The following is a 15,010-nucleotide window of genomic DNA, read 5'->3' as shown; positions in this document are numbered from 1 at the left end:
CGGCCGGAACCTCGACGGTTGGCCCGACGAACGGTGGCTCGACATCCGCGAGATCAGTCCCAGGAGCCCGCTGGCCCGCATCATGACGGCACGTATCGACATGTGCCGGACGAAGGGGTTCGACGCTATCGAGTTCGACAACGTAGACGGCTACGTCAACCAGACCGGGTTTCCGCTCACCGCCGCCGACCAACTCGCGTACAACCGGTTCCTCGCCGACACCGCCCACGCCCGTGGCCTGAGCACGGTGTTGAAAAACGACATCGACCAGATCGACGATCTCGTCGACTACTTCGACATGGCGCTCAACGAGGAATGCAGCCGGTACAACGAGTGCGGCCGCTACCAGACGTTCATCGCTGCGGGCAAGCCGGTCTTCCACGCGGAATACGGCTCCTCGACCGCCTTCTGCGCGGCTGCCAACGCGGCCAACATAAACGGCGTGCTCTTCTCACTCGACCTGGACGACTCCGTCTATCGCCCGTGCCGCTGAATCCCGTCATCGAAGCGCCGGCGGATCCATCGAGATCCGCCGGCGCTTTGCCGCCTCGCCGTTACTCGGCCCAGCCGCGATCGCCCGCCGTGAGCATCAACGGGCTACTCCTAGGAGGGCTGCTGGGGCAGGAACTACTTATCTCGCGGTTGTCCGCGGGTCAGGGCGCGTTGCACCTGGGGCTGGACGACAGCCCGGACGCGGGCGGCCCGCTAGAAATCGCCGGCTCGCGGATAGGGCACCTATGGGATGCGCTGTGCCGCGGCTATGACGGGTTGGGCTTCGATGAGGCGGCCCGTGGTGACGAGGTGTTCCGTCAGCTCGTGCTGGCCCGGATCATCGAGCCGACCAGCAAGCAGGACAGCCTGCGGGTCTTGGAGGAGCAGGAGATGGACGAACACCTGTCGTGTCTGGAGCGCATCGGGGCCGACGGAACCGGGCGGGCCCAGGTCCGCGAGATCCCCGAATTCATGCTGCCCTACCGCGACCGGCGCACGGCCGCGTCGAACCGCGACGTCAGCGACGCCGGGATCGCGCGGACTGCCTGAGCGCCGTGACGGCCGGCCCCACCACCGGGTCGCGGCGGTCGGACCGGTACAGAGCCAATACCTGACGCGAGACCGGCTCGGCAGCCGGCCCGAGGACCTGGCGCAGCTCAAGGCCCTCGTTGACGCCGCGGGCGAGCGTCGGCACGACCGCGACCCCGAGGCCAGCCCGCACGAGCTCGCGAACCACCTGGTAGTCGTTGCTGCGGAAGGCGATGCTCGGACTGAACCCGGCATCGGCGCAAAGGCGCACCAGGTTGCGCGAGCCGGCGGAGCTTTCCTTGCTCGCGATCCACTGCTCGTCGCCGAGATCAGCAAGGCCCCAATCGGCGCGGGCCGCGACCGGGTGCGCTCGACTGATCATGATCATGAGCGGGTCGTCCTGCAGCGGTACCGCCGTGAGCCCGGCCGGCCACGACCGCGGGACGAGCGGGTACTGGTACACGACGGCGATGTCGATCGCCCCGCTGAGCAGCGCGGGCAGCAGCTCGTCCGGCTCCCCCTCGTCCAGCAGGACCGCCACCTCGGGGTGGCGGCGCAGCAGCCGGGCCAGCGCCCCCGGGACGATGCTGGCACCGGCGGTGGGGAAGCTCCCGAGGTGGATGGCGCCCGCCGCCCCCGCGGCGAGCGCCCGGGCATCGCGTTCCACGGACTCCAGCTGGCTCAGCAGGCCGGCGCTGCGCCCGGCCAGCCGATGGGCGGCCGCGGTGGGACGGGCGCTGTGGGGTCCTCGCTCGAACAACACCACGCCCGCCGCCCGTTCCAGGGCGCTCATCTGCTGCGAGACGGCCGAGGCCGTGTACCCCAGCGACTCCGCGGCCGCAGCGAACGAACCGCTCTGCACCACCTCCGCGAGGGTGCGCAGATGATGCACGTTAAGCATAAGTAGATCTTACGCTGGCCAGGTCGAGATCGTCTGCTCCGAGTCTTCCCCGAACCCGCCGGAGGCTGAGAGCGTGGCCGGACGAGCAGTACCGTTGGAGGCTGGACGATGCGCAACGGGAGTACCGGCGACATGCTCGCCGAGATGAACGAGTGGGGCCCGGAGAAGGTGGTCCGCGTTCAGGATCAGCGGCTGGGCATGCGCGGGGTGCTGGTCATCGACAACACCACGCGGGGAGTGGGCATGGGGCACACCCGGATGAGCCCGACACTCACCGTCACCGAGGTGGCCCGCCTGGCCGGCACGATGACGTGGAAGTGGTCCGCCGTAGACCTGCTGTTCGGCGGGGCCAAGGCGGGCATCCGGGCCGATCCGGCGGCGGCGAACAAGGAGCAGATCCTCCGCTCGTTCGTGCAGCGCCTGCACAATGAGATTCCGCAGGAGTACGTGTTCGGACTCGACATGGGCCTGACCGAGAACGACGCCGCGATCGTGACCGACGAGCTGGGCCGGGCGGCGGCCGTCGGCACCCCGGCCGAGCTCGGCGGCCTGCCCTACGACGAGCTGGGCATCACCGGCTACGGCGTGGCCGAGGCCGCCGACGCCGCGTGTGCGTGGCTGCCTGCGGGGGCGCGCTCTTCTCCGGCTTCGGCACCGCCGGCCAGCGCTGCACGTCGCTGGGCACCGTGATCGTGCACGAGTCCTGGCACGACGAGTTCCTTGCCCGGTTCAGCGCGGCGGTCGAGGAGGCGGCCATCGGCGACCCGTTCGCGCCGGTTCTCTACGGGCCGATGCTCGACCGGCGTTTCGCCGAGCGGTTCGAGGAGTACCTCGGCTGGATCCGCCCGCACCACCCGGCCCACGGGTCGCCGCGCATCAGCAGGATCACCGCCGCGAAGCCCCGGCCAGGATTCGTGAAAGACCCCGGGGCCGGGATCTTCTACCACCCGACCATCGTCTCCGGGGTGCGGCCGGACGACGAGCTGTTCCGCTCCGAGACGTTCGGCCCGATCGTCGGCGTGCTGGCCTACCGCGACCTGTCCGAGGCGATCCGGCTGGCCAATCTGCCCGGCTACGGGCTGTCGTCCTCGACTACCGCCTGTCCTGAGGCACCCGGAGCCCATCGATGATCGAGTCTGTTGACGAGCACTTCGTCCGGCAGGTCACGTCGTGGACGAGCGAGCCGGACGGTGCCGACCGCCCGGACGGTGACCGTGCGGCCGCGTCGCCCGACGTGCTGTGGGCCTACTTCGATGCGCAGGTGCAGAGCCGCCACCTCGACTTCGCGGCGCGCTGGTTGCAGGAACGGGGCGAGGGCTTCTACACCATCGGCTCGGCCGGGCACGAGAGCAATGCCGCGGTCGCCATGGCGTTGCGCCCCACCGACCCGGCTCTGCTGCACTACCGGTCCGGCGGGTTCTTCGCGGCCAGGGCCCGTCAGGTTCCGGCATCGACGCCGATCGCCGACGTGTTGCGTGGCCTTATGGCGGTGGCCGACGATCCGATCTCCGGTGGGCGGCACAAGGTCTTCGGCCATCCCGCCTACGGCATCATCCCCCAGACCTCGACGATCGGCTCGCACCTGCCGCGGGCCGTCGGGCTGGCGTTTTCGATCTGTCGGGCCGCGGCGCTCGGGGTCACGACCCGGTGGCCAGCCGACTCAGTCGTCGTCACCAGCTTCGGTGACGCCTCGGCCAACCATTCGACCACGGTCGGTGCGCTGAACGCGGCGGCCTGGTGCACACACCAGGGACTGCCTGTGCCCCTGCTGATCGTCTGCGAGGACAACGGCATCGGCATCAGCACCAAGTCGCCGCCCGGCTGGATGGAGCACGCGCTGGCCCGCTACCCGGGCATCCGGTATGCCCGCGTCGACGGGGCCGAGCCGGAGCTGACGCTGGCCACGGCCCGCGACGTCGCTGCGGCGGTGCGGGCCGAGTGGCGGCCGGCGATCCTCCACCTGAAGACGGTACGGTACATGGGACACGCCGGCTCCGACGCGGAGCTTGCCTACCGGTCGCGAACCGAGATCGTCCGCGACTACGCCCGTGACCCGCTGCTGGCCACGGCCCGCCGTCTCGTCCAGCGCCGGCTCGCGACGCCGACCGGCATCCTGGACCGGTACGAGGCCACCCGCGCCGAAGTGATGTCCCAAGCCAGAGCGCTGCTCGGTGGGAAACGGCTCGACGACGCAGCGCAGGTCATGGCCCCGATCGCGTTCCCGCCCGTCGCCGCCACCCCGCCGCCCCGCCGGCCGCTCGGCGCGCCGGCGCCCGCCGGCGAGCCGACCGCGACACTGGCCCAGGCCATCAACGCCGCGCTCGCCGGCGTGCTCGCCGAGCGGCCCGAGGCGGTGGTCTTCGGTGAGGACGTCGCCGCGAAGGGCGGCGTCTACGGGATTACCCGGGGCTTACGGAAACGCTTCGGCAGCGGTCGGGTCTTCGACACCATCCTGGACGAGCAGAGCATTTTCGGCGCCGCGCTCGGCGCCGCGCTGTCGGGCCTGCTGCCGATACCGGAGATCCAGTACCTGGCGTACCTGCACAACGCAGAGGACCAGTTGCGCGGCGAGGCGGCCAGCCTGGCCTTCTTCTCCAACGGCCAGTTCCGCAACGGTCTGGTCGTGCGGATCGCCGGGCTCGCCTACCAGCGCGGGTTCGGCGGCCACTTCCACAACGACAACTCCGTCGCGGTCCTGCGCGACATCCCGGGCGTCGTCATCGCCGTGGCAAGCCATCCGGCCGAGGCCGGGGAGCTGCTGCGCACCTGCGTCGCCCTGGCTCGCGATGAGGGCCGGGTGTGCGTCTTTCTCGAACCGATCGCCCTCTATTCCACCCGCGACCTGCATCGGCCCGGCGACAGCCTGTGGACGGTGCCGCGCTCGGCGGCGTCGGTCTCGCCGGGCGGTGACGCGTTCGGCCGGGTCAGTCTTCACGGCTCGGGCCGCGACCTGCTGATCGTCACCTTCGGCAACGGCCTGCCGATGAGCCTGCGGGTCGCGGGGCGCCTCGCGGAGCAGTCGATCCACTGCACCGTCCTTGACCTGCGTTGGCTGGCACCGCTGCCGGCCGCGGACATCGTGGCGGAAGCACGGCGGTTCACCCGGGTGCTGGTCGTCGACGAAACGCGCCGCGCCGGTGGTGTGTCCGAGGCCGTGGTCGCCGTGCTCAACGACAACGGGTACCGGGGCCGCGTCGCCCGGGTCAACAGCGACGACTCCTTCATCCCCCTCGGACCAGCGGCCACTGCGGTCCTGCTGTCGGAACCGCAGATCCTCGCGGCGGCCCGCGGCCTGTGCGCCGAGTCCCCGGGCACGCCTCTGGTCGAAAGGAACACGACATGACGACCCCCCTCGCGCTGTTCGACGCCGAGACGCTGCTCCACCCCGACGACGCGGCCATCCGGGATGTCGTACGGCAGTTCGTCGCCGATCGCATCCGCCCGGGGATCGCCGACTGGTACGAGGCCGGCACCCTGCCGGCCCGCGAGCTCGCCAAGGAGCTCGGCACCCTAGGCGTGCTCGGCATGCACATCGAGGGCTATGGCTGCGCCGGCACCAGCGCCACCGCGTACGGGCTCGCCTGCCTTGAGCTCGAGGCCGGCGACTCCGGCCTGCGCTCGCTCGTGTCAGTGCAGGGCTCGCTCGCGATGTTCGCCATCCACCGGTTCGGCTCACCGGAGCAGAAGGACGCCTGGCTGCCCCGCATGGCGGCCGGCGAGGCCATCGGCTGCTTCGGCCTCACGGAACCCGACTTCGGCTCCAACCCGGACGGCATGCGCACCACAGCCCGCCGGGCCGGACCGCAGGAAGGCGCGGACTGGGTGCTGAACGGAAACAAAATGTGGATCACCAACGGCAGCATCGCAGACGTGGCCGTCGTGTGGGCGAAGACGCCGGACGGCATCCGCGGGTTCGTGATACCGACCAGCACGCCCGGATTCTCGGCTCCGGAGATCAGGCGGAAGATGTCGCTGCGCGCGTCGGTGACCAGCGAGCTCGTGCTGGACGAGGTGCGCCTGCCCGCCTCCGCGATGCTGCCCGGCGCCCAGGGCCTGTCCGGGCCTTTGTCATGCCTCAACGAGGCCAGGTACGGCATCGTCTTCGGCGCGCTCGGCGCCGCACGGGACTGCCTCGAGACGGCCCTCGCCTACGCCGGCGACCGGGAGATCTTCGGCCGTCCCCTGGCCGCCTTCCAGGCGACGCAGCTCAAGCTCGCCGACATGACCCTCGAGCTGGGCAAGGGCATGCTGCTCGCGCTGCACCTCGGCCGGCTCAAGGACTCCGGAGGCATCCGGGCCGAGCAGGTCAGCCTCGGCAAGCTCAACAACGTCCGCGAGGCCATCGCCATCGCCCGCGAGTGCCGCACGATCCTCGGCGCGGCGGGAATCACGCACGAGTTCCCGATCATGCGGCACGCGAACAACCTGGAGTCCGTACTGACCTACGAGGGCACCACGGAAATCCACCAGCTGACGATCGGAAAGGCTCTGACCGGGCACAACGCGTTCCGGTGACCGCGCAGGCATTCGGCCTGCCGGTGGCCCGGTCAGCGGGCGGAAATCCGCAGCGCGCCGTCCATCCGGACGGATCAACCGGTAACGAACAACCCCGCCGCCCGCGCCCGCTGCATATGCTTGCCTTCCTCACGGTCCACCATCGTGGCGTACGGCTGCGGCGCGGCGATCGACCGCCCGGGAGTGGTCGGCCAGCTGACCGGCGGCACCGTGCACGGCCTCGGCATCGCGCTGACCGAGGCGCTGCGCACGACGGGGCGGGCAGCCCGACGGCGGAGTCCCTCCTGCAGTATCGGATCCCCACCGCCCGGGACGCACCCGATGTCACGGTGCGCATCATCGAATCCGGACGGCGCGCAATGCCCCGGGGCGTCAAGGGGGCCGGCGAGGCCGGCGTCGTCGGCACGCCCGCCACGATCGCGGCAGCGGTACGCGACGTCCTCCGGCGGGCTGGCGCGAGCCCCGGGCAGACCGCTTGACTCGATCACCTGCCAATCCGGGAACTGGTCATCCGCCGTCTACTGCGCGAACACCGAGGCAGGTTCGGATCCCATTACGGGCCGACGCGCTCAGTCAGCGAAGCGGGTCGAGCGCGAGCAGTTCGGATGCCGGCTCACCGGTAGCGATCTGGCGAGCGAGGAGCATGCCCGTTGCGGGTCCCTGGGTCACTCCCCACATGCCATGACCACCGGCGACGTAGACACCGTCGATTCTGGTGCTGCCGACCACGGGAATCCCATCGGAGGTGATGGGCCGCGACCCGACCCATTCGTGCGCTCGCGTGCTCCAGTCCACTCCGCGAAGAACGCCCGCGGCCGCGCGTGCCATCGCATCGAGGCGGCCTTCTCGTGCGGGTGCGGACTCGGGCGCGAACTCCATGATCCCCGCGATCCGCAGACCCCCCGCAACCGGGGTACAGGCGAGCCGTTGCTCGGGGAGGTAGATGGGATGCGGAGCGGGTACGTCGGTCGCGACCGTGAAGGAGTAGCCGCGCCCCGCCCGGACGGGTGTCCGCACCCCCAGAGGTCTGGTGAGGGTGCTGAGCCGGGAACCCGTGGCGATCACCGCGACATCGGTCTTGATGGTGTCGACGTGCGTCACGACGCGGACACCGGGTCGAATTTCGACCACATTGCGGGCCTTGATGCAGCCGCCGCGCTCCTTCACGGCGTGCGACAGGTCGGCGAGGAAGGCCGCTGGATCCACGTGCCGCGTGTCGATGAGCTCCACGACTGACTGGATCGCCGAGCCGAGCTGCGGGGCCTTGTGCTGAGCCGCCTCGACGGAGAGCTCGATCAGGTCAGGACCGACAGGAAAGTGTCTCGCAGCACCTCGGTCGCGGTACCCGACCAGGATGGGGCTGTGAATGACGGAGCCCGTGACACCGTGCGCCGCCAGCTGGTCGAACGCCTCAAGGCATCGGCCGTTCAGCCCGCTCATGGCGTGCCGCGCAGCCTCCCAGCGGCGACGGGTGCAGTTGGCTGCGAAGCGTGTCAGGAACCACCACATGCTGGGGTCCGACCAGGAGCTGACCGAGAAAGGATGGCTGCTTCGGAACAGCCCGTGCAGCCCCTCGCGAACCGTGCCCGGCTCGGTCAGGGGGACGGCGCGCGCCGGCATCACCCAGCCGGCATTCGCCCAGGAGCTCCCAGCGCCCACTGACTCCCTCTCCAGCACGGTCACCTCGAAGCCGTCCTGCTGGAGGAACCAGGCCGTGCAGAGGCCGACGATCCCGCCTCCTACGACGATGGCCCGCCTAGTGGTCATCGCCGAGGCCCGGGGCGAGCAACCGTGCGACGGCGAGATCGGACACCGCCATGCCCACCGACTTGAACACCGTCTGTCCGCAACGCTGCTGCGGCTGGGCGAGCGCGGCCGCCAGCGAGCGCAGCTGGTCGGCGTGGAGGGCGCCGACGCGGATCGCGGCGATTATCTCGCCGGCCTCGGCAAGGCAACCCTGTACGTCGTCGACGACGATGTCAGTCGCTCGTGCGAGCAGATCACCGGAAAGCTCGGCCATGTCGGCACGGTAGGACCCGACAGCGTTGACGTGGACCTCGCTCGCCAAGGACGCGGCGTCGAACAGCGGCCTCGTGGACGCCGTTGCACAGCAGACGACCTGCGCCGTTGACACGGCCTCGTCGGCGTCGCGGATCACCTCGAAGGTGACGCCAGGAGTGTTCGCGCTGAGATCAGCGACCAAGCGCTCAGCGCGCTCGACTGTGCGATTCCAGATACGCACCTCGCTGATCGGGCGCACCAGGCGGACCGCCGCCACCTGCTCGCCGGCCAGGTGGCCGGCGCCCAGGATCGCGAGTCTGGTCGCGCCGGGGGGCGCGAGCACGTCTGTCGCGAGACTGACCATGGCAGCGGTGCGGAGGAGGGTGAGCCCGGCTGCGTCAGCACTCCAGATCGCTTTGCCCGAGCCGTCGAGCCAGAGGATGAGGCCGTCTACAGTCGTCAGCCGGGCCGATTCGGTGTCGGCGTGCGCGCTGACCCGCAGCACCTTCACTACCGCGTGTCCGTCGACGGAGCTCCGGGCGGCCATCACGAGGAGTCGTCCGTCTCCCAGGGATAGACGGAGGGGCTGTTCGACGACGCCGTCCGCGCTGGCCATCACCGCCTCGCGTACGGCCACGCAGGCTGCACTGAGCGAGACCTGCGCTCGTACGGAGGGCGACGTGAGGAACGGAAGGGTGGCCGGCTGATCGATCATCTGAACGTGCCTGATAGCACTACCTTCTTTCACTGCGGGCTCTCGTCCCGGCCCGCCCAGAGGCCACGCGTGTGCATCAAGTGCCTTCTCATCAGATCCGAGGCTGCATCGGGTTTGCCCGCCTCGATGAGATCCAGGAGCTCTGCGTGCTCCTGAGCGGAGTGCAGGAACGCGGGTGAACCGGCGACCTGTTGAAGACCGTAGAGGCGCACCTGGTCGCGCAGCAGACCCACGGTCTTGACGAGTCGTGCGTTGCCGGTGAGCTCCAGGATCCCCAAGTGAAGGTCACGGTCCCGCGCGACGAAGTTGACCATGTCTCCCTGGACCGCGAACTCGGTGGTCTCCGCGGCTATCTCCCGTAGCGCCGTCAGGTCCGGTGTCAGGCCCATCGCCGCGACCCGCGCGACTCCGGGCACCTCCAGCATCATGCGTAAATCCATCAGCTCGTCGAGGTCGGCGTCGGTGAGCGTCACGACACGGAATCCCCGGTTGCGCACCATCTCGACGAGCTCGTCTCGCGCGAGGTCCAGCAGCGCTTCGCGAACCGGCGTAATCGAGACGGCGAGCTGGTTTGCGACGGACCCGATCGAGTGAAGCTCGCCCGCGCGCAGCCCGCCGGAGATGATCAACGCTCGGAGCGCCTGGCCGCACTGGTCCCGAAGTGGAATGCGGGCGACCTCGGACAGCCCCGGGATCGAAGGTGTGGTCATGCCAGGCCTCTCTGAATCGATGGTCTGTGGCCGAGTGCACGTTGCCGCCGGCTCAACCTATGCGATGTCGTGGCTCCCACTGTTCAGTTGCTCGCATCGCCGTAGTTGAACGTTGTCAGGCAGCCGCCATCTACGGCGAGGATCGATCCGGTCATGAACGTGGACGAGTCCGATACGAGGAACAATGCGACGTCGGCCACCTCCTGCACGGTGCCCTGCCGCCCGAGCGGTTGTCGCGCGGCCGCCCGTTCCCGGATCTCAGTTGCGACCGTGAACTGCTCCGTGGTCAAGGTGGGTCCGCGCCGGCCCAGCCCGGTGTCGATGTATCCGGGACAGATCGCGTTGACGCGCACGCCCTCAGGGCCGTAATCGACAGCCAGTTGACGAGTCAGGTTGATGATCGCGGCCTTCGAGGAGCAGTAGGCCGCAGCCAGCGGAGCCCCGATCAGGCCGTACGTCGATGCGATGTTGACAACGGCGCCGCCGTGCTTGGAGGACATCAGATGAGGCAAGGCGTACTTCGTGCAGTTGAAAGTGCCACCGATGTTGACCGTGAGCACGCGCGCGAAGTCTTCAGGCTCAACCTCGTGCAATCGCGCCTTGGTGCCGCCGACGCCCGCATTGTTGACGATGATGTCCATGCCGCCGAAGCTGCCCACTGCGCGTTCGACGAGTCCCTCCACCTGTTTGGGTTCGGCGATGTTCACCTGATCGAAAATGGCGGCGCCGCCGTCGGCCGTGATCTCACGTGCGGTGCGCTCCGCGTCGTCGCCGAGAACGTCGACCACGACCACGTTCGCTCCAGCTCGGCCCAGCGTGGTCGCGATCGCCCTGCCGATCCCGTTGCCGGCCCCGGTGACCATCGCAGTGCGTCCGGTGAGTCGCGTCATCACGATCCTTTCGGAGCGGGCCGGCGTCATTCGACCAACCCGCGACAGAGCAGCACTACCGTGACGAAGCAGCGGTAGAGCGTGAGGGGATCGTCGGCGCGGAGGACGGCCGTGTGCGAACTCGTGCGTTCGACCCCCGCCACGCGGGCCGCGAGCTCGCAGTAGTCGGACGTGTGGAAGGCGATGTCCATTGTCAAGGGAGCCGCGAACTGCGGTGGTGTTGCCGCCTCAGCATCGGACACGGCCTGATGTGCGGTCTCGCGGATGAGGTCTCGAGCCGACTGGGGGTGCAGGGACTCGGCCGCGAAGCGACTCACCGACCGTTTCACGACCGCCGCCCGCACCCGCGGCGCGAAGGAAGCGGTCTCCACGGCGGTGGCCTCGTCCCCCGTCACGAGAAGAATCGGTACGCCGTGCGCCGCAGCGACCAGCGCGTTGACTCCCGACTCGCCCGCGATGACTCCGTTGATGCGGACCTCCGCGATCGCCGGCCGGAAGTAGGTGTGTGACAGGGCTGACCCGGTCGCGCTCATGGAGCCGTGGTAGGCGATCAGGAACACCGCGTCGAAGGAGTCGTCGAGTCCTTCCATCATGTACATAGGCTTGTAGCGACCGGAGAGGTACCGAGCGTTGCCAGCGAGCGAGTCCGGTTTGATGTTGCTCATCTTGGAGTGGGCGTCGTTGACGACAAACTCCGTGGCACCCGCCGCGATCGCGCCTTCGATCGCGGCGTTGATCTCACCGGTCAGCAACTGCGTGAAGTACTCGTACCGGGGGCCGCCGGCACTGACCTGTTCCCAGTCGACCACCCCTGCCACCCCCTCCATGTCGGAGGAAACGAACACCTTCACAGCATCGCCCTGGGATGGAGCTCGGGTCCGGTGGAGGACTCGGTCATGACGACGTAGTACCCGCCAGGCTTGCCCGCCGCGGCTCCGTGGCGACCGTCCGGCGTAAGCGCCAGGCAGCGCAGCTCCGCTCGGAAGTCATCGGGCAGCGTTGCGGCATCCTCGAGCATGTGGCGACAGGCTTCGTCGGGGTCCAGGCCACGCGCCAGCGCGCTCACCACAGTGCGAGCGCCCACGGCACGCATGCTCAGCTCGCCACGACCGGTGCAGGCCGCTCCGCCGTACCGGATGTCGGCGTAGTTGCCGGCGCCGGGGAGCGCCGAATCCCCGACGCGTCCCGGGTACTTCCACGGGTACCCGCTGGTCGAGACGCCGACAACCAGTTCACCGGCGCGGTCCAATGCCAGGATGTCGATGGTTCCCCAGGGGCCATCGGGCGGGTTGAGCCTGTGCACGAGGCGGAGAGCCGTCTCTCGATACCGAGCGTCGCCCTTCTGCGCCGGGGTGGCGTCGCCCTCGACCGAGTCGGTCGAGGGCCTCAGTCCGGAGACGAAGAGGGCTCTTGCTTCCTCGGTGAGCAGCTCGGCCTTCTGGAAGCCGTTCTCGTCAGCGAACCGCTCGGCGCCTTCGCCGACCAGGAGGCAGTGCTGCGGTAGTCGCTCCAAGACGCGTCGGGCGATCGAGATGGGGTTGGGGTAGGAACGCACGGCACCGACGGCACCGAACTGACGCGTGGAGCCGACCATGATCGAGGCATCCAGCTCTACGATGCCCATGGCATTGGGCAGGCCGCCGGTGCCGACGTAGTGGTCCGCGAGATTGTCCTCGCACAGGATCAGGCCCGCCTCAACAGCATCGAGCGCCGATCCGCCCGCGGCGAGGATCTCCATCGCGCGGGGAAGTCCGACCTCACTGCGCTCGCTGCCGATCACTACCGGTTGCACGGGATTCCTTGTCGTCCTCGGTGTTGCGCTGGCGGATCCTCGCGATGCCTCTGTGGCCGGTGTTCGCAGAACCCTTGACACGGTGCCAGTAAGGTATTACACCTTACCTCTCGAAGCAATAGCGTGGCGGAGGACACAGTAAGAGGGAGTCGCTGTGATCGTCGACGGAACCTGTACGCCGGACTCGTGGTGGTCCGGCTACCAGGACTGGATCGAGGGTGGCTTCACTGCCTGCGTGCTGAGCGTCGGCGGTGGAAGCGCGCCCGCCTCTGCGGTCGCGGCGCTAGGCGAGGTCCACCGACGCCTCCGCGAGACTGACCGCCTTCAGCTGGTGCTGACCGCGGCGGAGATGCGTCACGCAGCCGCGCAGAGCCAGCTTGCGGTCCTCCTGCACTTCCAGACCACGCACCTACTGGGCGGGAATCCCGATCTGGTGGAGGTGTTCTGGCGACTCGGGGTGCGGATGTTCGGCCTGGCGTACAACCGGACCAGCCCGGTCGCTGGCGGGGCGCTCGACCCGGTCGACGAAGGCTTGAGCGCAGTCGGACGGCGCATGATCGCCGAGATGAACCGATTGGGCATCCTGGCCGATTTCGCCCACACCGGCTGGCGTTCCTGCGCCGAGGCGCTGGAGCTGTCATCGGGGCCCTGTGTCGCTTCGCACTCGAACGCGCATGCCGTGCACGCCCATCCGCGCAACCTGCCTGACTCGATCATCAAGGGCATCGCGGCATCAGGGGGAATCGTCGGAATGAACGGGTTCCCCGCTTTCGTATCGAGCGATGCCGCACCCACGCTCGATCAGTTCATCGACCACATGGTCCACATCGACAGCCTCGTCGGCCCTGGTCATGTCGGCTTGGGGTTGGACTACTGCACGATCACCTCGGCCGAGTACGAGGAGATGGTCGACAGCGGGGACTGGACCACCGACGACTACCCACCGCCGCCGTGGAACTACCCGCAAGGCATCGAGAATCCACGGTCGATCGATGCGCTCGCCCAGCGCATGAGCGCGCGAGGGTACGCCGACCAGGAGATCAACGGCATCCTGGGAGCGAACTGGATGCGCGTGTTCGAGTTGGCGTTCCCATGAGCGACCGTCCCGTACACGCCGGCGGTGAGCTGAATCCCGAGCTGATCGAGCAGGCACGGCGTGCCATGTCGCGCGGCGACGTCCCGGGCATGGCGATCGGTGTCCTTCACGACAGTGCTGCCGCGAGCGCTGGACTCGGGGTCACCAACATCGAGCATCCCCTTCCCGTCACCGGCGACACGCTGTTCCAGATCGGCTCGATCACCAAGACCTTCACCGTCACGGCCCTGCTTCAGCAGCTCGAGCAGGGCCACATCGATCTGGACGATCCCATCCGCCGGTTCATTCCCGACTTCGCCGTCCGAGACGCCGACATATCAGCAACGGTCACTCTGCGTGACTGCATGACCCACTCGTGCGGGTGGGAAGGGGAGTTCTTCGCCAACACAGGCTGGGGCGACGATGCGTTGGCCGCGATGGTCGGCCGCATGTCCGAGCTGCCCCAGACGACGCCGATCGGGCAGATGTGGTCCTACAACAATGCCGCGTTCTATCCGCTGGGTCGCGTGCTCGAGGTCGTGGAAGGAGCACCCTTCGAGCAGGTGATCCGTCGGTCGATCCTGGAACCGCTTGAGCTGGAGGGCGCATGCTTCTTCGCCCATGAACTCCTGCACCGCAACTTCGCCGTAGGTCATACCCGGCGCGACGGGCGCACGATGATCGCGCGTCCCTGGGCGATGCCACGCAGCTCGAATCCGGTCGGCGGGATCGTCGCCAGCGTCAACCACTTGTTGTCCTACGCGCGTTTTCAGCTCGAAGGTGGCACCCTCCTCGGCGACAGCCTTCGCCTCGCGGCCCAGCTGCCCAACGGCCCAGCGGCGGACACTCCGAGCGTCGGGCTGGGGTGGTGGCTCGCCGGGGACGGTGAGGACCGGGTGGTCGAGCACGGCGGGGGCGCGAACGGCCAGCCGGCCCTGCTCGCGATGCTGCCGGAGCGCTCCTTCGCGATCGCCGTACTCACCAACGGCAGCGGCGGCTGGCTAGCTGCGCACGAGCTGCTCGCGTGGGTCAAGCAGGCCTACTTCGGCATCGAGGATGCTCACGCCACACGGTTGCCGGAGAGCTCGCTCGAGGATTGCACCGGCGCATACGAGACCATGCTCGACCGCTATGAGATCCGCGAGGACGACAGTGGCAGGACCCTGAGCGGAAGCGTGCTGGGGGACTGGCTCGAGGACATGGACCCACCGACTTCCGTAGAGCCCTGGATCGTTCCGGTCGAGCGAGCCACCGGCGACACGCTGCTCATGTCGCCCGGAACCCCTTCCGAGCAGGAGGCGAGCTTGCTGCGACGCAGCGACGACACCGTCGGCTGGTTGCGTCTCCACCGCCGCGCGGTGCCCCGCGTCCACCACCAGGCGGGCTGACCG

14 protein-coding genes and 1 pseudogene are annotated in these 15,010 nt (G+C 68.8%); 8 read left to right on the top strand and 7 right to left on the bottom strand.

The genetic code is table 11. The features are described 5' to 3' along the window. The coding region (locus ABGB16_RS26195; protein WP_347670750.1) for an endo alpha-1,4 polygalactosaminidase at positions 1-493 on the top strand (493 nt) is incomplete at its 5' end. 146 nt (positions 494-639) lie between these two features. Further along, a pseudogene (locus tag ABGB16_RS26190) lies at positions 640-876 on the top strand (IS1634 family transposase); the annotation flags it as partial. Between the two features lie 133 nt (positions 877-1,009). On the opposite strand, the gene ABGB16_RS26185 reads toward ABGB16_RS26190, so the two are convergent. After that, complete coding sequence (locus tag ABGB16_RS26185) at positions 1,010-1,921, bottom strand: LysR family transcriptional regulator (RefSeq protein ID WP_347670749.1); 912 nt, start codon at positions 1,919-1,921, stop codon at positions 1,010-1,012. Between the two features lie 108 nt (positions 1,922-2,029). Between ABGB16_RS26185 and ABGB16_RS26180 the strand changes: the two genes are divergently transcribed. The 4 genes from ABGB16_RS26180 to ABGB16_RS26165 are packed head-to-tail and all read left to right on the top strand — an operon-like array spanning position 2,030 to position 6,436. Then, positions 2,030-2,611: a Glu/Leu/Phe/Val dehydrogenase dimerization domain-containing protein gene (locus ABGB16_RS26180; protein ID WP_347670748.1), complete on the top strand. Its 582-nt coding sequence runs from the start codon at positions 2,030-2,032 to the stop codon at positions 2,609-2,611. Beyond that, positions 2,530-3,051 carry an aldehyde dehydrogenase family protein gene (locus ABGB16_RS26175; protein ID WP_347670747.1) on the top strand — a complete coding sequence of 174 codons (522 nt, stop codon included), beginning with the start codon at positions 2,530-2,532 and terminating at the stop codon, positions 3,049-3,051. The genes ABGB16_RS26180 and ABGB16_RS26175 overlap by 82 nt, the downstream gene beginning before the upstream one ends. Continuing rightward, positions 3,048-5,264, top strand: a complete 2,217-nt coding sequence (locus ABGB16_RS26170) for a thiamine pyrophosphate-dependent enzyme (protein ID WP_347670746.1) — start codon at positions 3,048-3,050, stop codon at positions 5,262-5,264. The genes ABGB16_RS26175 and ABGB16_RS26170 overlap by 4 nt, the downstream gene beginning before the upstream one ends. Next, entirely contained in the window at positions 5,261-6,436 is a 1,176-nt protein-coding gene (locus ABGB16_RS26165) for an acyl-CoA dehydrogenase family protein (protein WP_347670745.1), read from the top strand. The genes ABGB16_RS26170 and ABGB16_RS26165 overlap by 4 nt, the downstream gene beginning before the upstream one ends. A 573-nt stretch (positions 6,437-7,009) precedes the next feature. Here the strand turns inward: ABGB16_RS26165 and ABGB16_RS26160 are convergent. The 6 genes from ABGB16_RS26160 to ABGB16_RS26135 form a co-directional block, all read right to left on the bottom strand. After that, the gene (locus ABGB16_RS26160; protein WP_347670744.1) at positions 7,010-8,203 is read right to left on the bottom strand and encodes an FAD-binding oxidoreductase; all 1,194 of its coding nucleotides are present in this window, start codon (positions 8,201-8,203) and stop codon (positions 7,010-7,012) included. Next, positions 8,193-9,152 (bottom strand): ornithine cyclodeaminase family protein, encoded by a 960-nt coding sequence (locus tag ABGB16_RS26155; protein ID WP_347670743.1) that lies wholly within the window; start codon positions 9,150-9,152, stop codon positions 8,193-8,195. The genes ABGB16_RS26160 and ABGB16_RS26155 overlap by 11 nt, the downstream gene beginning before the upstream one ends. Positions 9,153-9,181: 29 nt before the next feature. Further along, positions 9,182-9,862, bottom strand: a complete 681-nt coding sequence (locus ABGB16_RS26150) for a GntR family transcriptional regulator (protein WP_347670742.1) — start codon at positions 9,860-9,862, stop codon at positions 9,182-9,184. Between the two features lie 83 nt (positions 9,863-9,945). Further along, a complete protein-coding gene (locus ABGB16_RS26145; protein ID WP_347670741.1) occupies positions 9,946-10,752 on the bottom strand; it encodes an SDR family oxidoreductase in 807 nt (268 codons plus the stop codon). A 26-nt stretch (positions 10,753-10,778) separates the two neighbouring features. Next, a complete protein-coding gene (locus ABGB16_RS26140; RefSeq protein WP_347670740.1) occupies positions 10,779-11,603 on the bottom strand; it encodes a M55 family metallopeptidase in 825 nt (274 codons plus the stop codon). Further along, positions 11,600-12,544 (bottom strand): N(4)-(beta-N-acetylglucosaminyl)-L-asparaginase, encoded by a 945-nt coding sequence (locus tag ABGB16_RS26135; protein WP_347670739.1) that lies wholly within the window; start codon positions 12,542-12,544, stop codon positions 11,600-11,602. The genes ABGB16_RS26140 and ABGB16_RS26135 overlap by 4 nt, the downstream gene beginning before the upstream one ends. 154 nt (positions 12,545-12,698) lie before the next feature. Between ABGB16_RS26135 and ABGB16_RS26130 the strand changes: the two genes are divergently transcribed. Both ABGB16_RS26130 and ABGB16_RS26125 read left to right on the top strand, forming a co-directional pair. Continuing rightward, a complete protein-coding gene (locus tag ABGB16_RS26130; RefSeq protein ID WP_347670738.1) occupies positions 12,699-13,640 on the top strand; it encodes a membrane dipeptidase in 942 nt (313 codons plus the stop codon). Next, the gene (locus ABGB16_RS26125) at positions 13,637-15,007 is read left to right on the top strand and encodes a serine hydrolase domain-containing protein (RefSeq protein ID WP_347670737.1); all 1,371 of its coding nucleotides are present in this window, start codon (positions 13,637-13,639) and stop codon (positions 15,005-15,007) included. Before ABGB16_RS26130 ends, ABGB16_RS26125 begins: the two co-directional genes overlap by 4 nt. The last annotated feature ends 3 nt before the right edge of the window (positions 15,008-15,010 follow it).

The sequence above is a fragment of the Micromonospora sp. B11E3 genome (assembly GCF_039871625.1).
Lineage (GTDB): Bacteria > Actinomycetota > Actinomycetes > Mycobacteriales > Micromonosporaceae > Micromonospora.
Note: the sequence above shows the minus strand (reverse complement) of the source record. Positions and strands in the feature narration are given on the sequence as shown.